The organism is Rhizobium sp. BT04 (genome assembly GCF_030053135.1).
Classification (GTDB): domain Bacteria; phylum Pseudomonadota; class Alphaproteobacteria; order Rhizobiales; family Rhizobiaceae; genus Rhizobium; species Rhizobium binxianense.
This window is the reverse complement of sequence record NZ_CP125648.1, coordinates 61,901-87,591: the sequence shown is the minus strand read 5'-3', so window position 1 is coordinate 87,591 and position 25,691 is coordinate 61,901. Positions and strand designations below refer to the sequence as shown.

Annotated in this window: 21 protein-coding genes and 1 pseudogene; 9 read left to right on the top strand and 13 right to left on the bottom strand. The window is 60.6% G+C overall.

Going from position 1 to position 25,691, the window contains the following annotated elements; genetic code table 11:
• Position 1: 1 nt before the first annotated feature.
• On the bottom strand, positions 2–1,360 hold the full coding sequence (locus tag QMO82_RS01685; RefSeq protein ID WP_183610157.1) for an LLM class flavin-dependent oxidoreductase: 1,359 nt from the start codon (positions 1,358–1,360) through the stop codon (positions 2–4).
• Between the two features lie 98 nt (positions 1,361–1,458).
• Between QMO82_RS01685 and scpA the strand changes: the two genes are divergently transcribed.
• A complete protein-coding gene (scpA, locus tag QMO82_RS01680; protein WP_183610158.1) occupies positions 1,459–3,597 on the top strand; it encodes a methylmalonyl-CoA mutase in 2,139 nt (712 codons plus the stop codon).
• A 1-nt stretch (position 3,598) separates the two neighbouring features.
• On the opposite strand, the gene QMO82_RS01675 is transcribed toward scpA, so the two are convergent.
• Positions 3,599–4,759, bottom strand: a complete 1,161-nt coding sequence (locus tag QMO82_RS01675) for a fumarylacetoacetate hydrolase family protein (protein WP_183610159.1) — start codon at positions 4,757–4,759, stop codon at positions 3,599–3,601.
• Positions 4,760–5,127: 368 nt separating this feature from the next.
• Between QMO82_RS01675 and QMO82_RS01670 the strand changes: the two genes are divergently transcribed.
• From QMO82_RS01670 to QMO82_RS01655, 4 genes are all read left to right on the top strand, one after another.
• Complete coding sequence (locus QMO82_RS01670; protein ID WP_183610160.1) at positions 5,128–6,138, top strand: Gfo/Idh/MocA family protein; 1,011 nt, start codon at positions 5,128–5,130, stop codon at positions 6,136–6,138.
• A gap of 10 nt (positions 6,139–6,148) precedes the next feature.
• On the top strand, positions 6,149–7,234 hold the full coding sequence (locus QMO82_RS01665; RefSeq protein ID WP_183610161.1) for a Gfo/Idh/MocA family protein: 1,086 nt from the start codon (positions 6,149–6,151) through the stop codon (positions 7,232–7,234).
• Between the two features lie 16 nt (positions 7,235–7,250).
• Positions 7,251–7,661 carry a VOC family protein gene (locus QMO82_RS01660; protein ID WP_183610162.1) on the top strand — a complete coding sequence of 137 codons (411 nt, stop codon included), beginning with the start codon at positions 7,251–7,253 and terminating at the stop codon, positions 7,659–7,661.
• Positions 7,662–8,135: 474 nt separating this feature from the next.
• Positions 8,136–11,045, top strand: coding sequence for a Tn3 family transposase (locus tag QMO82_RS01655; protein WP_183610163.1), 2,910 nt, complete (start codon positions 8,136–8,138; stop codon positions 11,043–11,045).
• Between the two features lie 201 nt (positions 11,046–11,246).
• Here QMO82_RS01655 and QMO82_RS01650 read toward each other — a convergent pair whose 3' ends face one another.
• The 5 genes from QMO82_RS01650 to QMO82_RS01630 all read right to left on the bottom strand — a co-directional run bounded on the left by QMO82_RS01650 (position 11,247) and on the right by QMO82_RS01630 (position 15,017).
• Positions 11,247–12,062: an oxidoreductase gene (locus QMO82_RS01650; RefSeq protein ID WP_183610164.1), complete on the bottom strand. Its 816-nt coding sequence runs from the start codon at positions 12,060–12,062 to the stop codon at positions 11,247–11,249.
• A 124-nt stretch (positions 12,063–12,186) separates the two neighbouring features.
• Complete coding sequence (locus tag QMO82_RS01645) at positions 12,187–13,032, bottom strand: alpha/beta fold hydrolase (RefSeq protein ID WP_183610165.1); 846 nt, start codon at positions 13,030–13,032, stop codon at positions 12,187–12,189.
• Between the two features lie 144 nt (positions 13,033–13,176).
• Positions 13,177–13,650 (bottom strand): isoprenylcysteine carboxylmethyltransferase family protein, encoded by a 474-nt coding sequence (locus QMO82_RS01640; protein ID WP_037222385.1) that lies wholly within the window; start codon positions 13,648–13,650, stop codon positions 13,177–13,179.
• A gap of 38 nt (positions 13,651–13,688) precedes the next feature.
• The gene (locus QMO82_RS01635) at positions 13,689–14,066 is read right to left on the bottom strand and encodes an antibiotic biosynthesis monooxygenase (RefSeq protein ID WP_037222386.1); all 378 of its coding nucleotides are present in this window, start codon (positions 14,064–14,066) and stop codon (positions 13,689–13,691) included.
• A gap of 57 nt (positions 14,067–14,123) precedes the next feature.
• Positions 14,124–15,017, bottom strand: coding sequence for an NAD(P)/FAD-dependent oxidoreductase (locus QMO82_RS01630; RefSeq protein ID WP_047640528.1), 894 nt, complete (start codon positions 15,015–15,017; stop codon positions 14,124–14,126).
• 221 nt (positions 15,018–15,238) lie between these two features.
• On the opposite strand from QMO82_RS01630, the gene QMO82_RS01625 reads away from it, so the two are divergent.
• A complete protein-coding gene (locus QMO82_RS01625; protein WP_183610166.1) occupies positions 15,239–15,922 on the top strand; it encodes a TetR/AcrR family transcriptional regulator in 684 nt (227 codons plus the stop codon).
• Positions 15,919–16,782, top strand: a complete 864-nt coding sequence (locus QMO82_RS01620) for a class I SAM-dependent methyltransferase (RefSeq protein WP_183610167.1) — start codon at positions 15,919–15,921, stop codon at positions 16,780–16,782. The genes QMO82_RS01625 and QMO82_RS01620 overlap by 4 nt, the downstream gene beginning before the upstream one ends.
• Before the next feature lie 172 nt (positions 16,783–16,954).
• Here the strand turns inward: QMO82_RS01620 and QMO82_RS01615 are convergent, their stop codons facing one another.
• Together QMO82_RS01615 and QMO82_RS01610 are read right to left on the bottom strand one after the other, a co-directional pair.
• Entirely contained in the window at positions 16,955–20,068 is a 3,114-nt protein-coding gene (locus QMO82_RS01615; protein ID WP_183610168.1) for an efflux RND transporter permease subunit, read from the bottom strand.
• Positions 20,065–21,180, bottom strand: coding sequence for an efflux RND transporter periplasmic adaptor subunit (locus QMO82_RS01610; protein ID WP_183610169.1), 1,116 nt, complete (start codon positions 21,178–21,180; stop codon positions 20,065–20,067). Before QMO82_RS01610 ends, QMO82_RS01615 begins: the two co-directional genes overlap by 4 nt.
• 99 nt (positions 21,181–21,279) lie before the next feature.
• On the opposite strand from QMO82_RS01610, the pseudogene QMO82_RS01605 reads away from it, so the two are divergent.
• Together QMO82_RS01605 and QMO82_RS01600 are read left to right on the top strand one after the other, a co-directional pair.
• Positions 21,280–21,489: pseudogene (locus QMO82_RS01605) on the top strand (helix-turn-helix domain-containing protein); the annotation flags it as partial.
• Positions 21,490–21,655: 166 nt separating this feature from the next.
• The gene (locus tag QMO82_RS01600) at positions 21,656–22,222 is read left to right on the top strand and encodes a recombinase family protein (protein ID WP_183610171.1); all 567 of its coding nucleotides are present in this window, start codon (positions 21,656–21,658) and stop codon (positions 22,220–22,222) included.
• Positions 22,223–22,424: 202 nt separating this feature from the next.
• On the opposite strand, the gene QMO82_RS01595 is transcribed toward QMO82_RS01600, so the two are convergent.
• From QMO82_RS01595 to QMO82_RS01580, 4 genes are read right to left on the bottom strand one after another with little or no spacing between them, the layout of a single operon-like run.
• On the bottom strand, positions 22,425–22,778 hold the full coding sequence (locus QMO82_RS01595; protein ID WP_183610172.1) for a cupin domain-containing protein: 354 nt from the start codon (positions 22,776–22,778) through the stop codon (positions 22,425–22,427).
• Complete coding sequence (locus QMO82_RS01590) at positions 22,771–23,439, bottom strand: cysteine hydrolase family protein (protein ID WP_183610173.1); 669 nt, start codon at positions 23,437–23,439, stop codon at positions 22,771–22,773. Before QMO82_RS01590 ends, QMO82_RS01595 begins: the two co-directional genes overlap by 8 nt.
• Complete coding sequence (locus QMO82_RS01585; RefSeq protein WP_183610174.1) at positions 23,439–24,989, bottom strand: ABC transporter ATP-binding protein; 1,551 nt, start codon at positions 24,987–24,989, stop codon at positions 23,439–23,441. The genes QMO82_RS01590 and QMO82_RS01585 overlap by 1 nt, the downstream gene beginning before the upstream one ends.
• Entirely contained in the window at positions 24,986–25,687 is a 702-nt protein-coding gene (locus QMO82_RS01580) for a cysteine hydrolase family protein (RefSeq protein WP_183610236.1), read from the bottom strand. The genes QMO82_RS01585 and QMO82_RS01580 overlap by 4 nt, the downstream gene beginning before the upstream one ends.
• Positions 25,688–25,691 lie beyond the last annotated feature (4 nt).

The window sequence follows — 25,691 nt, the reverse complement described above, 5'->3', positions numbered from 1 at the left end:
GTCAGCAGCGGAAGCGCGCGGCGGGATGAGCGGCGGGCAACCTGCCGTTCCCGCCGCCGAAGAGCTTCCGCCGCAGCGGCCCTTCCGCATAGTCCGCCTTGAAGAGGCCGCGCTCCTGCAGCACCGGCACCACCAAGTCGACGAAATCACGCAGGCTCTCCGGCGCCACCGTCCGCGCCAGGTTGAAACCGTCGATATCGCCCTCTTCGATCCATGTCTGGAGATGATCGGCGATCTGCTCCGGTGCGCCCACCATCGGCTTCATCCGGCTGCCGAGAACCATCTGGTCGATGATCTCCCGCTTCGTCACAGGCTTTGCCGCTTGCCTGGTGATGGCAGCAAGCGCCGACTGATTGGCATTCGTCGAACTCTGATCGATGACGTCATCCAGGTCATACTTCGAAAAATCGATACCGACGGAAGCCGAATAATGCGCAAGCGAGGCCTCGACGCTGGCATGGCGGCGATAATCCTCCAGCTTCTCCTGCGCTTGCGTCTCCGTCCGCCCGACGACGACAGTGATCAGGCTCAGGATCTTCAATGCATCGGCGCCGCGGCCGAATTCCGCCGCCTTCGCCCGCAGCGCATCGACGGTCGGCCTCACCACCCGGGGGTTCGGGCCCGCGAGAAAGACGCATTCAGCGTGGCGGGCGGCAAAGTCCTGACCGCGTGCGGAGGCGCCGGCCTGGAAGAGCAGGGGCGTGCGCTGCGGAGAAGGTTCGGAGAGATGGATACCCTCCATCCGGTAATATTTACCGTCGTGACGGACAGTCCGCACTTTGGAGGGATCGGCATAGACGCCGCCCGCCTTGTCGCGCAACACCGCATCGTCGTCCCAGCTGCCTTCCCAGAGCTTGTAGACGATTTCGAGATATTCCTCGGCTGCGTCATAACGCGCATCATGATCCGGCAGCCTGTCGAAACCCATGCTGCGGGCAGCACTATCGAGATAGCCGGTGACGATGTTCCAGCCGATCCGCCCCTTGGTCAGGTGATCGAGTGTCGACATACGCCGCGCCAGCAGGAAGGGCGGCTCGTAGGTGGTGTTGACGGTGACGCCGAAACCTAAGTGTTTGGTGACGTAAGCCATCGCCGAAATCGGGATCAGCGGATCATTGACGGGAATCTGCGCCGCCGTTGCGATCACCGGCGCCGGACTGCCCCTGTAAACGTCATAGACGCCGACGATATCGGCGAGGAAGATACCGTCCAGCTTGCCGCGCTCGGCGGTCTCGGCAAACTCCGTCCAATAATCGAGATCGGTATAATGCATCGACCGGTCGCGCGGATGCGTCCACAGGCCGTGGTTGATATGCCCGACGCAATTCATGTCGAAGGCATAGATCTGTATTGTCTTCATCGGACGGGTCCAGAGCTGGGAATAAAAATCAAGGATTTGTATCGCACGGCGATCCTGTGAAATGGTAGGGTGCGGATGAAATAAGCCGGAGGAAAGGCATGACGAAAAAGACGCTGTCGGATTGGGCGGAACTGGCGCAGAAGGAATTGCGCGCCTCGTCCGAAACGCTGACCTGGCAAACGCCGGAAGGCATTGCCGTCAAGCCGCTCTATACGGCCGAGGATATCGAAAGCGCCGAGCACCTTGGCTCGCTTCCCGGTTTTTCACCCTTTACCCGCGGCCCGCGGGCGACGATGTATGCCGGCCGGCCCTGGACGATCCGCCAATATGCCGGCTTCTCGACGGCAGAGGAATCAAACGCCTTTTATCGCCGCAACCTGGCCGCCGGCCAGAAGGGCCTGTCGGTGGCCTTCGATCTTGCCACCCATCGCGGTTATGACAGCGACCATCCCCGCGTCGAAGGCGATGTCGGCAAGGCGGGTGTGGCGATCGACAGCGTCGAGGACATGAAGATCCTGTTCGACGGCATTCCGCTCGGCGACATGTCGGTGTCGATGACCATGAACGGCGCCGTCATCCCGATCCTCGCTTCCTTCATCGTCGCCGGCGAGGAGCAGGGCGTGGCGCGGGCCGAGCTGTCGGGGACCATCCAGAACGACATCCTCAAGGAGTTCATGGTCCGCAACACCTATATCTATCCGCCGGAACCCTCGATGCGGATCGTTGCCGACATCATCGAATATACCGCAAGGGAGATGCCGAAATTCAACTCGATCTCGATCTCCGGCTATCACATGCAGGAGGCCGGCGCGACGCTCACGCAGGAACTCGCCTTCACGCTGGCCGACGGCCGCGAATATGTCAGGGCGGCGATCGCCAAGGGCCTCAATGTCGATGATTTCGCCGGAAGGCTCTCCTTCTTCTTCGCGATCGGCATGAATTTCTTCATGGAGGCGGCCAAGCTTCGCGCCGCACGGCTGCTGTGGAGCCGGATCATGGACGAGTTCCAGCCGAAGAAGGCTTCCTCGCTGATGCTGCGCACCCATTGCCAGACCTCCGGCGTCTCGCTGCAGGAACAGGACCCCTATAACAACATTATCCGCACCGCCTTCGAGGCGATGTCGGCCGTGCTCGGCGGCACGCAGTCGCTGCACACCAACTCCTTCGACGAGGCAATGGCGCTGCCGACGGAATTTTCCGCCCGCATCGCCCGCAACACCCAGCTGATCCTCCAGCATGAGACTGGCGTCACCAAGGTGGTCGATCCGCTCGCCGGCTCCTATTACGTCGAAAGCCTGACGAAGGAGCTTGCCGACAAGGCCTGGGCGCTGATCGAGGAGGTGGAAGCGCTCGGCGGCATGACGAAGGCCGTCAATGACGGCCTGCCGAAACGGCTGATCGAGGAAGCGGCCGCGCGCCGTCAGGCGGCCGTCGACAAGGGCGAGGAGGTCATCGTCGGCGTCAACCGCTATAGGCTCGACAACGAACAGCCGATCGACATTCTGGAGATCGACAACAGCGCGGTGCGTACCGCGCAGATCAAACGGATCGAGGAAACCAAACGGCGCCGCGACGGCAACGTCGTACGCGAGACGTTGGCAGCCCTGGCGGAAATCGCCCGGAGCGGCAGGGGCAACCTGCTCGAAGCCGCGATCGAGGCGGCGCGAGGCCGCGCCACCGTCGGCGAGATATCGGATGCCATGCGCGCGGCCTTCGGCGATCATGCCGCGACACCTGAGGTCATCACCGGCGTCTATGGCGAGGCCTATGACAACGAGCCGGAACTCGCCGTCCTCAAGGGACGCATGACGGAGGTGACGGAAGCGATGGGGCAGCGGCCGAAAATCATGGTCGCCAAGCTCGGCCAGGATGGGCACGACCGGGGCGCCAAGGTGATCGCCTCGGCTTTCGGGGATATCGGCTTCGATGTGCTCGCCGGTCCGCTGTTCCAGACGCCTGACGAGGCTGTCGAGATGGCACTCAGCGAAAAGGTCAATGTCGTCGGCGTCTCGTCGTTGGCCGCAGGCCACAGGACGCTGCTGCCGCAGCTGATCGACAGGCTGAGGGAAAAGGGCGGTGACGAGATCATCGTCGTTTGCGGCGGCGTTATTCCCCGGCAGGACTATGACTTCCTGCACGAACACGGCGTTGCCGCCGTGTTCGGCCCCGGTACAAACGTTCTCGAGGCGGCAAACTCCGTTCTCGATCTATTGCAGGGCAGGCGGCGAAATCAGTAGCTTAGAGAAGACCGCGCTTCGCGAGGTTGCGCATCAGCGCCGAAATGCCGAAGGTCCAGGGCGGGCATTCGGTGGAGAGCCGCACGGTGTTGACGAGCGCGCCGAGCCCCGCCGAGGAGATCTCGACGACATCGCCGATCTTGTGGGTGAACCCCTGCTTCGGCGCGTCTCGATCCTTAGTCGGCGCAAACAGCGTGCCGAGAAAGAGCATGAAACCATCGGGATACTGATGATGGGCGCCCAGCGTCTGCTTGACGAGATCGGTCGGGTCGCGGCTGATCTGCGCCATCGAACTCTTGCCGTGCAACACGAATCCGTCCTGCCCGGTCACTTTCAGGTCGAGTTCAGCCCTGCGCACATCATCGAGGCCGTAACCGGCATCGAACAGGCGGATGAAGGGGCCGATCGAGCAGGAGGCGTTGTTGTCCTTGGCCTTGCCGAGCAGCAGTGCCGAGCGGCCCTCGACGTCGCGCAGATTGACGTCGTTGCCGAGCGTCGCACCCTTGATCTCGCCGCGGCTGTTGACGGCGAGCACGATTTCCGGCTCGGGATTGTTCCAAGTCGAGATCGGATGCAGGCCGACATCCGCACCCCAGCCGACCGAGGAGAGCACCGGCGCCTTGGTGAAGACTTCGGCATCGGGGCCGATGCCGACCTCGAGATATTGCGACCACATGCCCTCGTCGATCAGCGCCTGCTTGACCTTGGCGGCCTCCGGCGAGCCGGCCTTGAGATTGGTAAGGCTGCCGCCGATCAGCGTGCTGACGCGCTCGCGGATCGAGGCGGCACGCTCCGGATTGCCGGCAGCCTTCTCCTCGATGACGCGCTCGATCATCGACTGGGCGAAGGTGACGCCGCAGGCCTTGACCGCCTGCAGGTCGGCGGGCGCAAGCAGATAGGGGTGTGCTTCGTCGGGTGTGCCGGTGCTGTTGGCGGCAATCTCCTCCAGTGAGCCGATCACCTTGCCGCTTGCCGCGCGGACGAAGCCGGCGGGATCCTGCCGCTCGAGCAGGGCGCTCAGTGTCGGCGCCTCGCGTGAGGTAATGTCGACCAGGGCCCCCTCCCGAAGCGTCACGACGCTCGGCCCGGCAACCCCAGGATTCCAGACGCGACCGACAAAAAGACCACCCGAAGCGGCGGCATCGAGAAGGGGATGAGACATGGCGATCTTCCGTCACAGGCGAGCGGGGAGCGCTCTTTTAAAAATTGCGGGGTGTTGCCGCCCTCCAGCCCGGCGGCCGCCGAAATCGATCACATTCATCGGGATGGGGCAAGACACGCTGGGGAAAAAGACTTTCGCCCGATCGGATCGAGCCGCCGCCATCTGGGAAATTCCAATCGCCGAAAAGCCTGCAAAATAACTATTTAGATACAAAATAATCGTTATATTTCAAATATTTAATTTGCAAAACGGGAAAATTGACCCCTGATCTTGCCTTGACAGGCGCCAGCTTTCGTTATCTGTTTTGCCCGACATGGACGTGCCGGCGTCAGCCGGGCTTACGAAAATCCCGGGAGGATATTGTAGCGATGTTGAGATTTGCCGTCGTCGGAATCGACCATGGGCATACGTTCGATCACGTGAAAGGACTGCTTGCGTCAGGCGGCGAGTTCGTCGGCTATTGCCCGCAGACGTCGGTGCCTGCATTGCGCGAGGCCTTCGAGAAGACCTATCCCGACGCGCCGCAGATCGACCGGGAGAAGCTGTTCGCCGATCCGTCGATCGATGTCATCTGCATTGCCGCAATCCCGCGCGACCGCGCCGGGCTTGCCATCCGCGCGATGGAGGCGGGCAAGGACGTGATGACTGACAAGCCTGGCGTGACGACCTTCGCCCAGCTCGAGGAGGTCAAGAAGACCGTTGCCAAGACCGGCAAGATCTTCTCGATCTGCTTTTCCGAGCGCCATTGCGTGCGCTCAGCCGTCAAGGCCGGCAAACTCGTCGCCGAGGGTGCGATCGGCAAGGTGATCCAGACGCTCGGCGTCGGCCCCCACCGGCTCCAACTGCCGACACGGCCCGACTGGTTTTTCGATCCCGAAGCCTTCGGCGGCATCATCGTCGATATCGCCTCGCACCAGATCGACCAGTTTCTGTTCTATACCGGCTCGACCACAGGCGAGGTCGTCGCAAGCTCGATCGGCAATTTCGGCATGCCCGACAAACCCGCCTTCCAGGATTTCGGCGAAGTGCTTCTTCGCTCGGAAAAGGCGGCGGGTTATGTCCGCGTCGACTGGTTTACGCCAGAGGCGCTGCCGACCTGGGGTGACGGGCGCCTGACCATTCTCGGCACCGAAGGCTACATCGAACTGCGCAAATATATCGACATCGCCGGCCGGCCGGGCAAGGATCACCTCTTCCTGGTCAACGGCAAGGAAATGACCCATATCGATTGCAGCGGGGAAAAGCTCGATTATTTCGACGCTTTCACCGCCGATGTCGGCAACCGCACGCAGACGGCGATGACGCAGGATCACGTTTTCGAAGTCTGCCGTCTTTCGCTCGAAGCCCAGGTGAAAGCCGCGCGCATCGGCGCTCGCTGAGGAGGATATCATGACCAGGAAATTGCGCGTCGGCGTCATCGGCGCAGGCATTGCCGCGCGGCATCTGGCCGGCTTCGGCTGGAACAAGGATCTCTTCGAGGTTCCCGTGCTCTGCTCGCTCGATGAGGAGCGCGGCAGGGCGCTGTGCGAGGAATACGGCATTGCCGAATATACGCAGAATACGGATTCGCTGTTTGCCCGCGACGATCTCGATATCATCGACATTTCGACGCCGCCGAGTTCGCATTTCGAGCTCTGCCGCAAGGGCATTGTGTCAGGCAAGCATGTGATCTGCGAAAAGCCGCTTTTCGGCTCGATCGCCGAGGTCGACGAGATGGGGCGCATCCTTGCGCGCTTCCCCGGCAGGAAGCTGATGCCGATCTTCCAGTATCGCTACGGCTCCGGCCTGCAGAAGTTGAAGCTGCTGATCGAAAGCGGCCTCGCCGGCAAGCCGTTCCTGACAACGATCGAAACCCATTGGTGGCGCGGTCCGGATTATTATGCCGTTCCGTGGCGCGGCAAGTGGGCAAGCGAACTGGGCGGCGGCCTTCTCGGCCATGCCATCCACGCCCACGACATGCTGAACTATGTGCATGGCCCCTGCGCCGAGGTGTTTTCCTATGGCGCCACGCTGGTCAATCCGATCGAGGTCGAAGATACCGCAGCCCTTTCGGTGAAGATGCAGAACGGCTCGCTGGCAACACTGTCGATGACGCTCGGCTCGCGTAAGGAGATCTCGCGGCTGCGCTTCTGCTTCAACGATCTCGTCGCCGAAAGCATCATAGAACCCTATACGATGGGCCGTGATCCGTGGACTTTCGTCGCCGGGACAGAGGAACATCAGGCACGGGTCGACGCAGCACTTGCCACCTATGTGCCCGGCGAGGATGGCTACACCCGTCAGTTCGAGCTTTTCCACAAGGCAATCGTCGAGGACACCGACCCGCCGGTGACTTTGCAGGATGCCCGCAACTCGCTGGAGTTGGTGACCGCAGCCTATTTCTCGCAGCGCACCGGCCGGCCGACGGCGATGCCGATCGCCGCCGATCATCCGCTCTATCGCTCCTGGCTCCCCGAAGAAGAACGCAGCGTCTGAGCAGGGGAGGGCTCCTATGCTGAAATCCTTCGAGCATATCGGCATGACCGTCAGCGACATGGACCGCGCCATTGATTTTTACTGCGGCCTGCTCGGCCTCAGCCTCGTGCTGCGCAAGACGATGGCAAATGGCATGCAGGTGGCGTTCCTCGATGCAGGCGGCGGCATGCTGGAAGTCTTTGCTCCGCCCGGCGGTGCATCGAGGGCGGTCGACGTGCCTGAAGATACGGCCGGTATGCGGCACCTTACCTTCCATTTCGATAATGTCGACGAGACCTTCGGCCGTCTTGAACAGGCGGGCGTCGAGATCAAGGAGCGGCCGCGCCTCGCCGTCCACTCCGAGATGCTGAACAAGATCGCCTTCATTCGCGATCCCGACGGCATCGTCGTCGAGCTTGCCGAACGCTCTCAGAGCCGCCAGGGGTGACACAGGCGCTGCCGATCGCTTGGCCGCGGGTCAGACCGTCCCGCAGCAGATCGATCAGGCGCCGGATGAGTTTTGCTGTCATCGAAGGCTCCCCTCAGCTTGCCAGCTTGGCGCTGATATAGTTGCGCCAGCCGCCAAGCGCCGCGATTCCTCGGCACCCTTCATCCCATGGGCTTCGGCGATGCAGCCCGGCCCCGCGACGATCTGCGGGACGGTCGTGTATCTGAATGTGGACTTCGTACCGGCCTCTCACTGATGTCATTTGACGAGCGGCTGATCGTGATGCGGCTGCCGTATGACAACAAGATCCTTTCGCCGGACAATGATCGTCGGATACGGCGTATCGAGATTGGCCCAGTCGGCCCGAAGCTGCGATTTTGGCCAACTCGAAGAACGTTGTGGGAACATGGCTTGCGGGATTGACCTGAGAAGCGCCCGCTCATGACATTGCGCTCCAATTTGAGGAGCGTAGTGATGAGTACGGGTATTTCGAGTTCGGATTTTGTCGCCCAATGGAGCCTGAGCTTCGCCGACATTGATTTCATCAATTCCAAACCGGCCGCTACGAGGCTCGGCTTGGCCGCGCAGTTAAAGTTTTTCAGCGGTCGCGGTTTCTTCGCTGACGATGGCACATTGATCCCGCACGATGCTGCCGAATACCTGGCCGAGCAAATCGGCGTCCCAGCCGACGAACTGTCCGGTTATGATTTCGGCGGGAGAACAGCCCGTCGGCATTGCGCCGAGATTTTACAGTATCTCGGCTTTCGCCGCATGACGCGAGGAGATCGGGAGGCGCTTTCTCGCTGGATCATCGGCGAGCTTTGCCCTACCGGACAATCCGTCAGCGCCATGCTTGAGGTGGTGTTTCTTTGGTGCCGGGATCGCAATATCTATGGTCCGTCTGCCAAGGAGCTTGAACGACTTGTTCGTTCGCAACGGCAACAATATCTGGACGGCTGGCTTCATGAGGTGAGCGCCGCGCTTCCGCCTGAGACTGTTGCAGCGATGGAAAGCTCCCTGGCTGACGCGGAAGGGCCGACGGGCTTCAATACGATGAAGGCCGACGCGGGGCGAGCAACCCTGGACAACATTCTGGAGGTGACCGCCCGGCTGGCGTTCATCCGGAAACTGAACCTCCCACGGAATATGTATTCAAACATCAACCCGGCGTGGATCGAGCATGTTGCCCGCCGCGTTTCCGGCGAAAAGGCGTCAGAGATGCGACGCCATACACCGGCTCGCCAGCTTGCACTGTATGCGGTGTATCTGATGGCGCGCGAAACGGCGATGACCGACGCCATGGTCGATCTTCTGGTGGAGACGGTACACAAGATCGGAACCCGGTCGAAACGGAAAGTCGTGGGCGATATCGCCAGGGACGTCGAACGGGTCTATGGCAAGGAACGGTTGCTTGTCGATATTGCCACGGCATCGATTGACGACCCTGACGGCCGCATTTGTGATGTCATCTTTCCAATCGTGGGCAAGGACAAGTTGGCGGCGATCATCAAGGAAAGCAACGCCAAGGGCGCGCTCGACCGCCGTATTTACGCGGTGATGCGCAATTCATGGGCCAATCATTATCGCCGAATGCTGCCGAGCCTGCTCTCAGTGCTGGAATTCCGGTCGAACAATGCGGTCTGGCGGCCCGTCTTGGCCGCTCTCGACTGGATCACAGCGCGGCTGGACGATGGATGCCGGTTCGTGCCCCAACAGGATGTGCCAATAGACGGCGTAATCCCGGCGAAATGGCGCAGTTCGGTCATTGACGGAAACGGTCGCGTCAACCGCATCAGCTATGAACTCTGCGTCCTGACCCAATTGCGCGAGTGCATCCGGTCCAAGGAAATCTGGGTTGCTGATGCTGACCGTTACCGCAATCCTGACGACGATCTGCCGAAGGATTTCGCTGTCCGCCGCTCATCTTATTATTCCCGGCTGAACCTGACACAGGAGCCTCACGAGTTTGTTGCGTTGGTTCGCAAGGAGCTGGAACACGAGTTGCTGCTCCTGAACGAAACAATCCCGCGAAACGAGAAGGTGAGAATCCTTTGGCGCGGCGAAAACCGGATATCGATCACGCCGTTCAAGCCAGCGCCGGAACCGAAAGGGCTGGCAGCCATCAAATCGGAAATTGGGCAGCGCTGGCCGATGACGGGCCTCCTCGACGTTCTGAAGGAAGCAGCCCTCGACACCGGGCTTCTCGACGCGTTCGAAACCTCGGCGTCCCGTGTCGCCCTTCCCAAGCCCGTTCTGGATCAACGATTGCTACTTTGCCTCTATGGTCTCGGCACCAATGCCGGGCTGAAGCGGGTCGCCGGTGCCACCACCGATGCCAGTTATGAGGAGCTTTTGCATGTGCATCGCCGCTTCATTCACTCGGGCGCATTGCGGGAAGCCTGCGCTCGGGTCGCCAATGCTACACTTGCAATTCGCAATGCGGCGGTCTGGGGTGATGCCGGAACCGCCTGCGCTTCAGATTCCACGAAGTTCGGAGCCTGGGATCGCAACCTCATGACGGAATGGCATGCCCGTTATGGCGGGCGCGGCGTCATGATATACTGGCATGTCGAAAAGCGAGCCACTTGCGTCTATTCACAGCTCAAGCGGTGCTCGTCTTCGGAAGTTGCATCGATGATCGAAGGCGTTCTTCGCCATTGCACTGATCTGGAAATACAGCGGCAATATGTCGACAGCCATGGGCAGAGCGCCGTTGGTTTTGCCTTCTGCCGCTTGCTCGGCTTTGAACTTGCCCCACGCCTGAAGGCGATTGCCCGGCAGAAGCTGGCGTTACCGGATACGAGCTTCCGGGCAAGATTGCCGAACCTGCTTCCAATCCTTTCTAACCCGATCGACTGGGAGGAGATCGAGCAGCAGTATGACGAGATGGTCAAGTATGCCGCTGCCATGCAGACGCGCACTGCCGATCCGGAAGCGATCCTGCGCCGCTTCTCACGGGCCGAAGTGATGCACCCAACCTACAAGGCTCTGAGCGAACTCGGCCGTGCGGTCAAAACGATCTTTTTGTGCCGGTATCTGCGGCAGGAAGCGTTCCGCCGGGAAATTCATGAAGGCCTAAACGTCGTCGAAAACTGGAATAGCGCCAACGGCTTTGTCTTCTTCGGCAAGGGCGGAGAAATGGCGACCAACAGCATTGACGAGCAGGAGGTTTCGGCACTGGCACTGCATCTACTTCAAGCCTCGCTCGTCTATGTGAACACGCGCATGCTGCAAACCGTACTTGCCGAACCAGCTTGGCACGGCCGCATGACCTCGGAAGATCATCGCGGCCTCACGCCGCTGATCTATGCCCACGTCAACCCTTACGGCCGGTTCGACCTTGATCTGGACAGCCGGATAGATTTCAGCAAAATCGCCGCGTGAGTAGCGGCGCAGAAATGCGCGATGCAAAACTCAGGCGTAAAATTCCAACTTTTGTTGGGATTTTTGCGAAAGCTACGGAGTAGGCTGACTTTGGGGACGGTACTGACTTCGGCCTGGACGAGCGATCCGCTAGTCGGCCCATGCCGCAATCCGTTCGGAAAGCGCCTCGGCGGGCCTCGATGTGCAGGATGTTTATCGTCGTCAGATCGGCAACCCGAACTGTTTTCGCAGGCTCTTGTCGAAGGCGGATTCGGGGACGAAACGGCGCAGGAGACTGATCCGTCGCGCCATTTTTCCCGCCGCGTAGCGCCTCTTTGGAACGACTGCGCTCGCCGCTTCGACAATCGTCCTGGCGACGACGTCCGGGGCGTCGCCGGTTTCTATCGCTTTTTTGTTGATTATATTCATGCTGGCGCGCGCGGCGTCATAGACGTCAAGCAATTGGTCCGGTCTAGCAAGGTTTTCTTCAAATGCCGTCCTTGTAAAGGCGGGCTCGACCAACACAACGCGAATCCCAAAGGTGCGAAGCTCGTGGTCAAGCGATTCGGAATAGCCTTCAATGGCATGCTTGGTCGACGCATAAAGGGCGGAATAGGGAGCCGGGATCAAGCCCAGCACTGAACTCACATTGATGATTCTGCCTGTCCTCTGATGGCGCATGGCCGGTAGCACCGCCCTGGTCATGCGTAGAACGCCGAAGACATTCACGTCGAACAGCGCCTGCGCCTGGACCGTCGAGGACTCCTCTGCGGCGCCGAACAGACCACTGCCGGCATTGTTGACAAGGAGATCGATGCGGCCGGCCTCAGCCAGGACCCGCTCGGCCAATTTTGCCACCGACTCATCGTCGGTAACGTCACAGGTCAGCATAGTGATACCGTCTAAACTCTCCGCCACGGCGCGGCGGCTGGTTCCAAACACCCGAAAGCCCGCCATCCGTAGGGATTTTGCTGTGGCGAGGCCGATGCCAGAGGACGCGCCGGTCACCAAGGCGACGCGAGGATTAGTTGTATTCATGAGGATCACTTCCTTTTTTTCTCTTCAGAGGCATGGACGTTCCTTTTGTGCCCCGTGCGCCAGTCCGGTCAGTTCCCGTCGTCGAGGAGCTTCGTTCGAGTGTTTTTGCAGGGCTGAAAGGCCCCTACTTGGCCCATGCCGCAATCCGTTCCGCAATCGCCTCGGGGGCCTCGATGTGCAGGAAGTGACCGACGTCGGGGACGACCTCCCTCGTGCGCTGCGCCGCGAACCGATGTTGGTCATCAACCTCCGCTGGGAGGATGCAGCCGTCGTTGGCACCGTGAAGCTGCAACATGGGCACCGCGATCGGGTGAGACATGCGGCGTGTCGCCCCAAGCATGCCGGGTCGCATCATCGCCCGGTAGTATTTTAGAGGCGCGGGCATACTCGCCCGCAGGTGCTCGTGTAGTTCCGCCTTGAGAGCAGGATCAAGCGAGAGGCCGGGCGACCACTGACGCCAGAGGCGGTCGATGAGGGCGAGATCGCGGGCGGTAGCCAGCCAGCCGCTTCCCGGCAGTTGAAAAAGCCCCATGTACCAGCTCCGGCGCAACTGAGCAGGGTGCGTCAGTCTGCTCATGAAAGTGAGCGGGTGAGGGATCGAGAGCGCGACCGCGCGAGCAATTCGCTCCGGCGCAGTGACGCAGGTATCATATGTGATCAGGGCGCCCCAATCGTGGCCAATCAGCTCCACGGGTCGCCCCGGAGACCAGCGGTCGATCAGCGCGAGCACGTCGCTGGTGAGGGCTGCAAAGTCGAACGGCCCCGCGGTCGGGGACGGCGCATAACCGCGAAGCCAGGGTGCAACGACGTGACGCCCCCGGCGGCCGAGCTCGGCAAGGAAGGGCTTCGCGGTCGGCGGATGGTCCGGGAAGCCGTGCAAGACAATCGTCGGCTGGCCATCGGGGTCGCCCCCCTGCAACGCGTGGAAGGTGCCGTGTGGCAGATCGAAGGTGACGTGTTCAAAATCCATATGTGTCAGCCTTTTCAGGAGCAGTCGGGCGGGCAGGCGACCAGTCGGTCTTTGACACCGGCCCGCGACCTTCCGTGATTGATATCTCGCGGCAAGTAAGCCAACGCTGGTTTGTCAAAAGCCTCCAAGGGAGCGGCGGAATAGTCAGAGCCAGCGGCGAACCTCCACCTTGTAGCGGCGGTATTCGTCGCCAAACTTTGCTTCGAGATAGCGCTCTTCGCGCGCGATCACCTGCGTCTGGATGATGATCAGCACCAACGGGAGCAAGGTCAGGGCGATCGGCCCGTCGAAGCCGATCGCAAGGCCGGCATAGATGAGCGCCATTGCTAGATACATGGGATTGCGAGTCCAGCGATAGGGACCTGTCGTTACGATTAGGGTCGTCGGCTGCGTCGGTGGAGCGTTGGTGCCAAGCCGCCGGAACAAACCGGCCGCCGCAAGCATCATCGCCACGCCGGCAACGAAAAGCAGCACGCCCGTCGTGGCCAGCAACCGCCAGTCGATGCCGAAAGAGCGCAGGCTGAAGAACCGCTCCGCCAACAGTCCCAGCAGCAGCGCTCCCAGATAAATGAGTGGCGGAGGGAAGCGCACACCCGCGCTATCTGGTTCGACCGCCATGCTCGTCCCTCCGATCTGTGCTGTAAAATCGGCTGGGGTCAGGCCGCGCCATGGCCGGGGGCCGCGATCTTCTGAAACAGGTGCGGGGTGGCTACCACGGATGCCGGATAGGCCGAAACCTTCTCGAAGAATTCGGGACGGGAGAAGGCTTCGCGGAGCGTCTCGGTGGATTCCCAAACCACGTAGTTTAGATAAGTGGGGCTATCTCCGATCGCTCGGTGCAGTTGGGAAGAAATATACCCAGGTTGCTTGGTGAACACAGTGCCAGCTGCCTTAAAGTTTTCCAGGAAGGCCGCTTCGTCAGCGGCATCGACCGTGAAAATGTTGATGAGCACGATTGGCGCGGCCGAGATGTCGAGCTGGCGCTCAAGCGGGAATCTTTCGTCTAGCGGCTTGAACTTCTTGATGACTTCCATGTGGAATACTCCCGTCTGGTGTGAAGACGAAACTGACGTGATCGACGCTGTCGGCTCTCAAGCCAGCATCGACTGCTGCGCGAAGATGCCCGCCATCGCTCCTTGCCACGTTGCCGTGGTGACCGAGGGGATTCCGGGGTTGGCGAGGTCGCCGGCGGCATAGATGCCGGGTATGCTGGTTTCACGGCGCTCGTCGGTCTTGATAGCGATGCCGGTTGGCGTATTGACCGTGTCGAGCCCGAGTGTTTCATGCAGGCTTGCGGACGGCTTGTTGCGCGGATGCGCGAACAGGATATCGACTGCGACATCGGGGCCGGTATTGAGCTTGATAGTGGCATTGTGGTCCCCGTGACGGGCGATCCCGGTGATCCGACCATCAACGACAGGTACCTTTCGGCCCGCCAGATCGGCCCTGATCTCGGGTGTGATGTCGTGACCATCGGCGAAGACCGTCAATGTGTCGGTCCAATCGTGAAACAGCCTGACCTGATTCATCGACTGTGGACCAGACCAGACGAGGCCCCAATGCTGGCCGGCGACCTCGAAGCCGTCGCAGTAGGGGCATGGGATGACGGATGTACCCCAGCTTTCCGCGAAGCCTGGAACAGCCGGCATCTGGTCAACAACGCCATAGCTCATGATCAGGCGGCGCGCGCCAAGGCTTTCGCCATCGCCAGTGAGGACTGAGAAATTGTTGATGCTACCGGAGATGTTTTCGGCGCGGGCATTGACCAGCCTGATTGCGGGATAGCGCTCCAGTTGCTGCCGCGCCTGGGCCAGGATTTCGGACGGTGGCTTGTGATCGTGGCCGAGCACGCCGTGCGAGCGGCCGGCGAAGCGATTGCGTGGCAGGCCGGTATCGAGAACGATTACTTTGCGGCGGGCACGGCCGAGTTGAAGGGCGGCGGCGAGGCCGGCAAAGCTGCCGCCGATGATGATGACGTCATTCATTGTGATGGGCTCCGGGTTGGGGATCGAGTCCGTTGAGTTGGGCGTGGCCGCGGCCTGGGCACGGGGGACGCCGATGGTGGAAAGCGCGGCCAGCTTCAGCAGTGTTCGTCGTTGCATGGCACCCTCGTGTTGTAGGTCGGCGTATTTTGGCTTGCATATTTGTGAAACTGAATGGTATCGTAATTCAAGAATAACGATACTGTCAAGGACTGGATTTCACCATGACCGAAAATAAACAGGCCCGGCGCGGCCGACCCGCGAACGAAGCGCTTGGCCAAACCATTATCGACACGGCGTGCGAACTGTTTGTTGAATTGGGTTTTCAGGCGACGACATTGGACAAAGTCGCCCAGCGTGCGAAGATTTCCAAGCTCAGCATTTATCGGCACTTCGAGAACAAGGAGGCGCTGTTCAGCGCCGCCATCACCGCGCGCTGCCATCAGCTTACAGCAGAGGCCCTTTTCGAGGGCGTTGAAGGTACGGCTGAAGAGCAGCTCATGGCGGTTGGGTCAGGCCTCCTCCGCACGCTGATGAGCCCGGACGTTCGCGGTGTGGAAGCCATGGTCATGGCCGACAAGACCAACCAAAAATCGTTAGCCAAGCGTTTTTACGAAGCCGGCCCTGCGCACGTCACGGCACAGATCGAGACCCTTCTGCGTCGGCTACACGCGAAGTCAGTACTAAACGTGCCCGATCCTCACCAGTCCGCCCGCTTGTTCGGTGCGCTTATCAAAGGCTCCGATCTCCTGCTTATCGCGCGCTTCGATGAGGCAAAAGCAGAGGACGATAACGAAATCGAATCCTATTGCCGGTCGGCCGTCACAATGTTCATCGCCGCGCACGGTGGCCACAATACTGGGACGGAGAACCTGGTTAGGTCGGATCAGAACAAGGATATGGCATGACAGAGGAAAATGTTTATCAGGTAGCCAACTGGAAAGGCCAAAGCGGAGAGCGTTGGTTGGCTTATCAGGCCCGGCTCGATGCCATGATGGCGGTGTTCGGCCAGGCCGCGATCGAAGCCGCCGCGCCCGCTACAGGCGAACGCGTGCTGGACGTCGGTTGCGGCGCGGGCGCATCCAGTCTGGATCTAGCCGGGCACGTCGGCGCGGGGGGCCATGTGCTAGGCGTGGACATATCCGAGCCGCTGATCGGCAGAGCGCGTTCGCTAGCACCGCAGGATACGCTGGCTATGTTCCAGGTGGCCGACGCCAGCAGCGCAGACTTGCCCGAGGGTACGTTCGACATCCTGTACTCGCGCTTCGGAGTGATGTTCTTTGACGATCCTGCTGCGGCGTTCGCTCACATGCGCCGTGCGCTCAAGCCGGGCGCGCGGGTCGCTTTCGTCTGCTGGCGCAGCATGGCCGAGAATGATTGGGTGCGCCTGCCGATGGGTGCGATCAAAAGTATCCTCCCGCCGATGACGCCGCCCCATCCCGAAGCCCCCGGTGCGTTCTCATTTGGCGACCAGACGCGGGTAGAGCGTATCCTGATGGCAGCTGGCTTCACTGACGTTGCTATCGAACCGTTCGATGCCTCCATTCCGTTTGGCACGGGGGAAACGCGGGATGCGGCGCTCGACGAAGCGGTGGCGATGACACTCGAGGTCGGCCCGCTGGCGCGCGCACTTGCTGATCAGACTGACGATATTCGCGCCCGCGCCTCGGCTGCGGTTCGTGCCGCTTTTGCAGGGTGCCCCGGTGAGCGGTCGGTGATGATCAACGGCGCGACGTGGATCGTCACCGCGCGTAATCCGGCATATTGACAGGGATTAACAGGACAGACGCCTCGTTTCGCATTGGCTAGCAACGTGGCGCGCGTCTCTCGAACGCAATTGGCGCGAGGACGATAAATAAGGTTTGTGGATCTGGCATGAAGGCGGCCATGCTTGGGCACGGCCGATATCGTTGCGGCGTCTCCCTTGCGCAAAGACAGCTCTACTCGGCGGCAAGTGCAGTGGCAGAATGCCGCTCATCGATAATCGCCTCGGGCCGGCTCGCTTGCTTTGGAGGCTTGATCCGGAACCACACAGCGTAGAGGGCCGGAAGGAAGAGCAGAATCATCACGGTCCCGGCTGCCGTTCCGCCAATCAGCGTATAGGCCATCGATCCCCAGAACACCGAATGCGTCAGAGGTATGAAGGCCAGGACGGCAGCGAGCGCTGTCAGGATAACTGGACGAGTCCTCTGCACGGTCGCTTCGATGACGGCATGATAGTCATCAAGACCAGCCGCCTGGTTCTCCTTGATCTGCTCCGTCAGAATGAGCGTGTTGCGCATCAGGATGCCTGCCAATCCGATCAAGCCGAGAATGGCGTTGAAGCCGAAGGGTTGATTGAACAGGAGCAATGCCGGCACCACGCCGGCAAGGCCAAGCGGTGCGGTCAGCATCACCATCGTCATCGTCGATAGACTGCGAACCTGCAGGATGATGACGATCAACATCGCCGCGATCATCAGCGGGAAGACCTGGACGAGTGCGATATTGGCCTTTTGCGACTCTTCGATGTTCCCGCCCATTTCGATACGATACCCGACCGGAAGCGACGCGATCAGCGGCTGGAGAGCCTCCATCACTTGTTGCGAAACTTCCGGTGGCTGTGTCGCCTCGTTGATATCGGACCTGATCGTTATGACCGGTGTCCTGTCGCGACGTTTCAGGATAGGTTCCTCCAGGCGGATCTCGGAATGTCCGATCTGGTCGAGTGGAATCTGGCGGCCAGCCCTGCTCATCAGCGAAAAGTCAGCAAGGCGTGATGGATCGAGGCGGTTCTCGCCAGCACTTCGTGCCACCACGGGAACGTTACGAATGTTTTCGCGCACCTGCGTGACTGGAATCCCGCTCAGCAGCAATTGCATCTGCTGGGCTGCCTCTGAAGGCGAAAGACCGATCAGATTAAGCCGCTCCTGATCCGGGACAAAGCGCAGGACAGGCGTTCGGTTGCCCCAATCGCGGTTGGCTTGCCGAACATCAGGAACAGTCTTCATGATCGCCAGAGCATGCTCGGAGATCTTATAGAGTTCATCCTGATCCGGCCCCATGATCCGAAACTCGACCGGGAACGGTGTATATGGCCCGAACACAAGCTGCGTTACGCGGACAGAAGCCTCTGGAGCAAGACCGTCGGAAATAGCGGCGCGAAGGCGATGCTTCAATTCTTCTCGTGAATGAGCGTCAGGTGTCAGCACAACTATTTTGGCGAAAGCGGGATCGGGCAATTCCGGTGACATGGCGAAGAAGAACCGGGGTGCGCCCTGCCCGATGTAACTGGTAGCGATTTTCGTTTCCGGCTGCTTTTGCAGCCAGCCTTCGACTTTCTTCACTGCGGCCGTCGTGCTTTCGATGCTCGCGCCTTCAGGCATGCGGACTTCGACAAGAACTTCAGGCCGGTCCGAAGTCGGGAAGAACTGCTGCTTTACGCCCCCCATCCCGACAACCGAGACGGCCATCGTGATGCCAACAACCGCGCAGGTCATGAACTTATGGCGAACCGCAAACTCGATGAGCGAGCGCAGGCGGCGGTAGTTGGGCGTATCATAGATGGCGTGGTGCCCACCCTCGACCGGTTTGATATCAGGCAGCATTTTCACGCCCATATATGGCGTAAAGATCACGGCAACGAACCAGGAGACGATCAGGGCAAATCCCACGACCCAGAAGATGTTGCCGGCATATTCCCCGGCGCTGGACTTGGCGAAACCCACGGGCATCAGTCCGATGATGGTGACGAGTGTGCCGGACAGCATCGGCGCCGCCGTGTGGCTCCAGGCATAGGCGGCCGCCTTTATGCGGTCCATGCCCTCTTCCATCTTCACCACCATCACCTCGATGGCGATGATGGCGTCGTCCACCAGAAGCCCAAGCGCAAGGATGAGCGCGCCGAGCGTGATGCGGTCGAAGAACCGGCCGGTTTCCAGCATGATGAGGAAGACGACGGCAAGGGTCAGTGGCACTGCAAGGGCCACAACGATGCCGACACGCCAGCCGAGTGCGACAAGGCTAACGAACAGAACAACACCGAGCGCCATGGCGAACTTCAGCATGAATTCACCGACCGCCTCATCGATATTGACGGCCTGATCGCTGACTTTGGTGAGCGCCATGCCCAGCGGCAGTGTCTGCGCGATCGCGGCGGACCGCGCCTCAAGCGCCTTACCAAGCTCCAGACCATTCCAGCCCGATTGCATGACCGCGCCCAGCATGATCGTTGGCTCACCCTGATGGCGGATGATGTAGGTCGCGGGATCTTCGTAGCCGCGCCGCACATCCGCCACATCGGAAAGCTTTAGCGTCCGGCCGGCGGCCACGATTGGCGTATCGGCAATGGCCTCTACGCTGTTATAGGCTCCGTCGAAACGGATGAAAACCTGTGGTCCGCGCGTATCGATCGAGCCAGCGGGCGTCACCGTGTTCTGCCGCTGCAAAGCTGCGGCGATATCCTGCGCCGATATCCCAAGCGTCGCCAACTTGGTAAAGGAGAACTCGACAAAGATCTGTTCGGGGCGTTCCCCGAGGATGTTGATTTTCTTGATGCCCGGAACATGCAGGAGATCCTGACGGATGACCTCTGCCTGCCGAACGAGGTCTCGCATCGGCATCCCCTTCGCCTTCAACGCGTAAAGACCAAAGCTCACATCCGAGTATTCATCATTGACGAACGGACCCATGACGCCCGGAGGAAGATTTCGGGCTTCGTCGCCGAGCTTCTTGCGCGCCTGATAGAATTCCTCTTCAACTGCGGATGCTGGCGTATTGTCCTTAAGTGTCACCGTGAGGAAAGCGTAGCCAGGCCGCGTGGTCGTCTCGACCCGGTCGTACCAGGTGAGTTCCTGGACGCGCTTCTCGAGTGGCTCGGCGACAAGATCCTGCATTTCGCGCGCGGTGGCGCCCGGCCAAACTGAGGTTACCGTCAGGGTCTTGATGGTGAAGGAGGGATCCTCGGCGCGTCCTAGTTTGACGAAGGCGTAGACGCCGGCGGCCGCCAACAGAATGATGAAGAACAGTGTGACGGCGCGCTCGCGAACCGCGATGGCAGAGAGATTGAAGGTCATGGCTTTGCCACCTCTTGCTTCACGCCTGTTCTGACTATCGCGCCGTCCTGAAGGAGATGTGCGCCGAGCGCGACGATCTGCTGACCGATCGTGATGCCGGTCACAAACGCCGTCTCGTCGCCGATCCGTTTGATCTCGACAGGCGTGAAGTTCACGGTGGATGTGGCATTGTCGATAGTCCACACACCTGTCCGGCTACCGTCGTCCAGAATGGCACCGACGGGCACGGCGACCTCTGACTGTCGGTCGGCGTCCAGAATACTGATCGTCACAGTCGAGCCGAGCGGAGCAGAGGCAGCCGCGCCTTCGAGAACATAACGCGCTTCGTAGGTCCGTGTTTGCGGGTCGGCAGAATCGGAAATCTGTCGCAAACGGGCTTCTCCGCTCAGCCCGTCTCCGCCATAGGCACTGGCTTGCGCTTCGGATCCGATATCCGGCCGCAGGGTCTCCGGAAGCCAGATAACAGCTTCACGCGGCCCGGCCTGCGCCAGTTGAATGACCGTCTGGCCCGCGGCCACGACCTGGCCCGGGTCTGCGAGCGTATCAACGACCGTTCCGTCCGAGTCTGCAACAAGAACAGTATAGTTGGCAGCGTTTTCGGCGACCCCGGCGTCTGCTTCGGACGCAGCAAGCTGCGCTGCGGCCGTATCCAATGCCGCCTTTGCCTGTTCATAACGCTGTTGAGTGGCGGCTAATCCGTTTTTCACCAGCACCGCATAACGTTTCTCGTCCGCTTGCGCCTGGGTCAGGACAGCACGCGCTGCCGTCACGGCGTTGCGTTTCGCCGTCAGCGCGAGCTGGAGGTCGGTTTCGTCGATCCGCATCAGGGCTTGGCCCTGCTTGACCTGCTGGCCCGCATCGACCATCCGCTGGACGATCTTGCCCGGAACCCGAAAGCCGAGGTTGCTCTGTACCCGCGAAGCGACCGTGCCGGTAAACGAGCGCGCCGCTGTTTCAGTCCTTTTCGCCTCTGCCACCCTTACCAGTGGCGAAGCAGTCCTTGGGTCCGCGGCCTTAGCTTCCCTTTTTGGCGTTTCGAAAACCAGAATGAAGGCAGCGGCACCCGCCGCTGCCACGAGACCCGCGAAAGTCAGGACATGTTTGCGTTTCATTTTACGATCTTTTCTTGAGTAGAGGACATGGCTGAAACCCACCCATTGACTAGCACATATATAGATACTAACTGGTATCATAATGCAGTAATTGGGATACTGTCAAGGACTGAAAATGTCGAGAACGAAGATCGACAAGGCCGGCGCGGCGGTCCGTCAACACTTGGTCAAACGATTATCGACACCGCGTGCGACTTTGTGGAATTGGGTTTTCAGGCTACGACCCCGGACAAGGTAGTCAAACGAGCGAAGCTTTGGGAGCTCAGCATCTATTGGCACTTCGAGAACAAGGAGGCGCTGTTCACTGCGCCCTCCCGAAGTGGGTGACTTCGCGACAGCGTCTCGCTCAACGTCACTTTTAGGTACACCCATGAGCTACAGCCAGATGTGACGCAAATCGAACGTAACAAATGGGTGGATTTTCGATGAAAGTGACGCTACACAATCAAAGCCACCCTAATGTTACAGATTCGCTATGGCCTGCATCGGATACGCCCGCGTCAGCACCACAGATCAGGACCTGGATATTCAAAACGCGCGCCTGAAGGCCGCCGGTTGCGAAATCATACGTTCTGAAACCGGATCGGGGGCTTCAAGAAAAGGCCGGTCCGAGCTGGACACCATCATGCAGTTTCTACATGCGGGTGACGAGCTGGTGGTGTTACGCCTTGACCGGCTCGGCCGGTCTACTCGCGATGTTCTCAATCTCGTTCACGAACTTGACGAGAAAGGTGCATCGCTTCGTGTCCTTGAACCAGAAGTGACAACCGCCGGAAGCATGGGACAGATGGTAGTCACCATCCTCGGCATGGTTGCTGACTTGGAACTCAAGTTCATCAAAGACAGGCAAAGAGCCGGAATTGACGCGGCAAAAGCTGAGGGCGTTTACAAGGGACGAAAGAAGAATGTCGATGATGCCGAAATCCGAAGGCGGATCGCTGCAGGTACAACCAAGGCTCAAGTTGCCCGCGATCTGAATGTTTCAAGGATGACCGTTTACCGCGCTTTGGAAGGTCAAGACGCGCAGTTAGATTCTATCTGATTGCGCCGTTCACTTTCCATTCTTTAGTTGGCCAAAATCGCAGCTTCGGGCCGACTGGGCCAGATTGGTGGTGTCGACGGTTGCCGCGGCAATCCCTTCCTCGCCCGGGATTGCCGATTCCTGACGCGGAAAGGCAAAGGAATCCGGACCGAACACCGCACTCTTGCCCAGTTAACCCCGCGCCGCACGCGCGATGTCGGGTTCAGGCAATTTCCCCTTCGAGCATTTTCACGGGTCGGTCCCACTGGATGAGCACGAGACAGCCGGTATCGCTCCAGACCGAGTGTTCGCTGCCCGGCGCATTGACGATATAACTGCCGCTGATGTAATCGCCCGTCTCGTCGGATTGAACGCCGTCGAGCACCAGGATGGTCTCGAGCCCCTCGTGGCGATGGCGGGGAACGGAGGCGCCAGGCTCATATTTCAGCAGCGCCACGCCCGGCTGATCACCCTCGAAGGGGCGGATCCAGTGAATGGTGACGGCATCGCGGAAAGGGCCGAATTCCAGCGCCTTCCAGCCGCCTGACGTCAGGCGTTCGCGGGTCGTTTCAGGCATGGGCGATACTTTCCAGAATGTCGTCGACATGGGCGGTCCAGCCGACGATCGCGCCCTGGGCGCGGATCATGGCGATGGCTGCGGCTTTGAATTCGGGGAAATAGCTCTCCGTCGCCTCCTCGGCGAGCAGGCATTCATAGCCGCGGTCGTTTGCTTCGCGCATCGTCGTCTGCACGCAGACTTCGGTGGTGACGCCGGCAAAGACGAGCTGACGAATGCCCTTCTCTTGCAACACGGTGGCGAGTTCGGTGGCGTAGAAAGCGCCCTTGCCGGGTTTTTCGATGACGACTTCGCCCTTCACCGGAGCGAGTTCCGGCAGGATTGCCGTACCGGGTTCGCCCGAGATCAGGATGCGGCCCATTGGGCCTTCGTCGCCGATCCTGAGCGACGGATTGCCGCGGTCGCGTTTGGCCGGCGGCAGGTCGGAAAGATCCGGCCGGTGGCACTCCATCGTATGGATCACGGGCAGGCCGGCATTGCGGAAGCCCTGGATCAAGCGTTTGACATCGGGCACGATCCTGGTGATGCGGCTGACATCATTGCCGAGGCTTGCACCGAAGCCGCCGGGCTCGGCGAAATCGCGCTGCATGTCGATGACAATGAGGGCAAGTTCATCGTGCTTCACCGGAAAGGCGAAAGGTTCGGCTTTGATCTTCGCCATCAATGATGCCCCGCCATGTGGGCGCCGATCACGCCGATATCGGCCGAGCGCGCCGGCGTTTCGTAAACCAGCTTGCCTTCCGAAATGACCATGATGCGGTCGGACATCTCGAGCAGTTCGTCGAGGTCTTCGGAAAGCAGCAGCACGGCGGCGCCCAAATTGCGTGCCTTCATGATGCGGGCGCGGATTTCGGCGACCGCCGAGAAATCGAGACCGAAACAGGGGTTCGAGACGATCAGCAGATCGACCTCACCTGTCAGTTCGCGGGCGAGCACCGCACGCTGCACGTTACCGCCCGAAAGCGCTGCGATCGGCGAGGAAGAAGAGGCCGTCTTGACCTTGAAGTCGGAGATCAGCGCCGAGGCACGCTTCTTCATGCTGCCCTTATTCAGCCAGATCGCGTCCTTGCCGTCCTGCTTCAAGTCGAAGGTGCGGAACGCAAGGTTCTCGCTCACGGTCATCTTGGGGGCACAGGCATTCTGCAACGGCTCTTCCGGAATGAAACGTACCTTGTTCTTGCGGGTCTCATCGCGGGTGGCGCCGTAAGCCTCGCCATTGACCATGACCTGGCCGCTATGCGTCGGGCGCTGGCCGGCCAGAATTTCCGTCAGCTCCTTCTGGCCGTTGCCCGAAATGCCGGCAATGCCGACGATCTCGCCGGAGTGGACCGTCAGCGCGTCGATCTCGATCGTCTTCAGGCCGGAGCGATCCGGGGCCTTCACCTGGCTGACGGTCAGCACGGGTCTTGCCGCTTCCGCCACCGGCAGACGGCTGTCGAGCTCGGCGAGCTTGACGTCGCCGATCATCATCCCCGCCATCTCGGCGGTGGAGAGCTCGCCGACTTTGCCGGTGCCGACCAGCTTGCCGCGCCGCAGAATCGAGACGGCATCCGCGAACTTGGTCACCTCGTGGAACTTGTGGGAAATCATCAGCACGGTGAGCTCGCCGCGCTCGGTCATTCCGCGGACGATGCCGAGCATCTCATCGGCTTCGGCGGGCGTCAGCACCGAGGTCGGCTCGTCGAGCACGAGGAAGGAGCGGCCGAGATAGAGCTGCTTGACGATTTCGAGCTTCTGTTTTTCGCCGGCCGCGAGCTCGCTCACCGGCCTGTCGAGCGGGATCTTGAACGGCATGCGCTCCATGAAATCCGCCAGATCCTTACGTTCCCTGGCCCAGTTGATCACCGCGGGCACTTCGGTGCGGCTGATGACCAGGTTTTCCGCGCCGGTCAGAGAGGGAACCAGTGTGAAATGCTGGTAGACCATGCCGAGCCCATAGGCCGCGGCATCCTTGGGTGAGGCGACCGCCACCTCGCGGCCGTCGACCGACAGCGAGCCTGACGTGGCGTGATAGAAGCCCATGATGCATTTGACGAGTGTCGACTTGCCGGCGCCGTTTTCGCCGAGAAGCGCGTGAAAAGAGCCGGCCGGAACGGCGATCGAAACGTTGTCGAGCGCGGTGAACGAGCCGAAGCGCATGGTCATGCCAAGCGTATCGATGCCGACCGCCTTGCCGGCCTGGGGGAGGGGCGTGTCGCGAACGGTGCTCATGGCAGCTGGCTCACAAAGGATTCGGAATTGGAGACGGAGCCGAAGACGCCGCCCTGCATCTTCACCATCTTGATGGCGGCGAGATGGTTTCCGTAGTCGGTCGCACCGCAGCAATCCTCCAGCAGCAGGCATTCGTAGCCGCGGTCGTTCGCCTCGCGCATCGTCGTCGAGACGCAGACATCGGTGGTGATTCCGGTGAGGATCATGTTCTCGATGCGCTTCTGGTTGAGGATGAGTTCGAGGTCGGTGGCGCAGAACGAACCCTTGCCGGGCTTGTCGATGATCGTCTCGCCTTCGATCGGGTAGAGTTCAGGGATGATGTCCCAGCCGGGTTCGCCACGCGTCAGGATGCGGCCGCAGGGGCCGGCATCACCGATGCCGGCGCCGATCCGCTGCGAGCGCCAGCGTTTGTTGGCCGGCAGATCGGCGAGGTCGGGGCGATGGCCCTCGCGGGTATGGATGATGTGGTAGCCCTTGGCCCGCATGGCGGCAAGCACACGTTTGATGGGTTCGATCGGCGCCTGCACCAGCGACAGGTCGTAGCCCATGTGGTCGACATAGCCGCCCTTGCCACAGAAATCCGTCTGCATGTCGATGATGATGAGGGCGGTGTTATCAGGCCTCAGCGCGCCGTTATAGGGCCACGGATACGGATCGGCGTCGATAAAATGCCCGTTGGTTTCGACCATCGCGTCCATCATT